At 56.8% G+C, this 2,145-nt stretch carries 2 protein-coding genes; both read left to right on the top strand.

All coding sequences use genetic code 11. From position 1 onward, the window contains the following. Positions 1–148 precede the first annotated feature (148 nt). Positions 149–484: an IS66 family insertion sequence element accessory protein TnpB gene (gene tnpB, locus FIV35_RS30065; protein WP_034139925.1), complete on the top strand. Its 336-nt coding sequence runs from the start codon at positions 149–151 to the stop codon at positions 482–484. Between the two features lie 62 nt (positions 485–546). After that, positions 547–2,115: an IS66 family transposase gene (tnpC, locus tag FIV35_RS29380; protein ID WP_083377874.1), complete on the top strand. Its 1,569-nt coding sequence runs from the start codon at positions 547–549 to the stop codon at positions 2,113–2,115. Positions 2,116–2,145: the final 30 nt, after the last annotated feature.

The raw sequence follows: 2,145 nt of genomic DNA, 5'->3' as shown, positions 1-2,145 counted from the left end.
CATTTATCCCATTGCCCATGCAGATAACGGCACACCCACCTTCATCGAATATCAGCATTGAGATTCTGCACCCACGCGGCACCGTCAAAGTGAACTGGCCGACCGATAGTGCTGCTGCCTGCGCCGCTTTCCTTCGAGACGTGTTGCGATGATCCGTATCGACGCCATTTGGCTCGCCACCGAGCCCATGGACATGCGCGCCGGTACCGAGACTGCGCTGGCCAGGGTGATCGAGGTCTTCGGTGCGGCGAAGCCGCACTGTGCTTATCTGTTTGCCAATCGCCGCGCGACTCGGATGAAAGTGTTGGTACATGATGGGATCGGCGTTTGGCTGGCTGCACGTCGCTTGAACCAAGGCAAGTTTCACTGGCCAGGCCTTCGACAAGGCAGCGAAATGCAGTTGGATACTGAGCAACTTCAGGCCTTGGTGCTCGGCCTACCTTGGCAACGTGTTGGCGTCGGCGGTGTAATTACACTGCTTTAAAAAACTTTAATTAGCGTCTTGGTTTGCTGTCGCAGGCGGTCTGCTTTGGTAAAATCCACGGCATGACTTCCTCGCCCAATCTCGATCAAATGACTCCCGACCAACTGCGTGCATTCGCTGCGCAGTTGCTGTCGCAAGTGGAGACCATGGGCAAGACGGTAGAGACCATGGGCAGAACGGTCGAAACCATGGGCAAGAAGATCAACCGCGATCAAACGGTGATCGAAAAGCTGACCCACGAGATCGCACAGCTCAAGCGTTTGAAGTTTGCCAAGCGTAGCGAGCAGATGAATCCTCAGCAGGCCAGCCTGCTGGATGACCTGATCGATACCGATATCGCGGCGATTGAGGCCGAGCTTCAGGCCTTGCAAATCGCGCCAGCGACAACTGAGAAAAAGCAAAAGCCCAAGCGCACTGCGTTGCCGGCAGAATTCCCACGCACCTTGATCCATCACGAACCGGACAACACTCACTGCCCATGCGGCTGTGCGCTTAAACGCATCGGTGAAGATGTCAGCGAAAAGCTGGACTACACGCCGGGCGTGTTTACCGTTGAGCGCCATGTTCGTGGCAAGTGGATTTGTGATGACTGTGAAACGCTGATCCAGGCGCCGGTACCTGCGCAAGTTATCGACAAGGGCATCCCGACTGCCGGATTACTTGCCCACGTCATGATCGCGAAGTTCGCTGATCATCTTCCGCTTTACCGTCAGGAATCGATTTTTGGTCGAGCTGGCTTGTCGATTCCACGCTCCACTTTGGCTCAATGGGTCGGCGTTACGGGCGTGCAGTTGCAGCCACTGGTCGATGCCCTGCGTGACGTAGTGATCGGGCAGCAGGTCGTGCACGCGGATGAAACACCCGTACAGATGCTCGCTCCGGGCACGAAGAAAACCCACCGCTCTTATGTTTGGGCTTACGCCACCAGCCAGTTCTGCGAAACAGCCGCTGTCGTCTACGACTTCAGCCCCAGCCGCGCCGGTGAGCATGCTCGCAACTTCCTGCAAGGCTGGAAAGGCAAGTTGGTCTGCGATGATTTTGGCGGTTACAAGGCCAGCTTCGAACTCGGCGTGACCGAGATCGGCTGCATGGCCCACGCCCGGCGCAAGTTTTTCGAATTGCATGCCACCAACAAGAGCCAGCTCGCCGAGCAGGCCCTGCGTTACATCCAGTTGTTGTACGAAATCGAGAGCGAAGTGCGTGACCTGGAGTCGGAATTACGGCGCCGAATACGGCAAGAAAAAGCCGCGCCAGTGATGGATAGGCTGCATGCCTGGATGATCGCCCAGCGTGATCTTGTGCCCGAAGGTTCAGCCATCAGCAGAGCATTTGATTACAGCCTCAAACGCTGGGCAGCGCTGTCGCGCTACCTCAATGACGGGGCCGTACCTATTGATAATAATTGGGCGGAAAACCAGATCCGACCATGGGCCCTTGGACGCAAGAACTGGCTCTTCGCCGGGTCGTTACGCAGCGGAAAAAGGGCGGCGGCGATCATGAGCTTGATCCAGTCTGCGCGGCTGAATGGCCATGATCCGTACGCCTATCTAAAGGATGTTCTCACGCGTCTACCGACGCAGCGGGCGAGTGAAATCGAGCAGCTGCTTCCGCATAAGTGGCAGCCGGTTTAATCACGCAAGACGTGTTGCCCGGACGCATAC

It is taken from the genome of Pseudomonas rhodesiae (genome assembly GCF_007858255.1).
Classification (GTDB): Bacteria; Pseudomonadota; Gammaproteobacteria; order Pseudomonadales; family Pseudomonadaceae; genus Aquipseudomonas; species Aquipseudomonas rhodesiae.
This window is presented reverse-complemented; position numbering and strand designations above follow the sequence as displayed.

What these genes read in the sequence shown, in the direction of transcription:
- tnpB (WP_034139925.1), top strand. Translation starts at nt 149, where the DNA reads ATGATCCGTATCGACGCCATTTGGCTCGCCACCGAGCCCATGGACATG.
- tnpC (WP_083377874.1), top strand. Translation starts at nt 547, where the DNA reads ATGACTTCCTCGCCCAATCTCGATCAAATGACTCCCGACCAACTGCGT.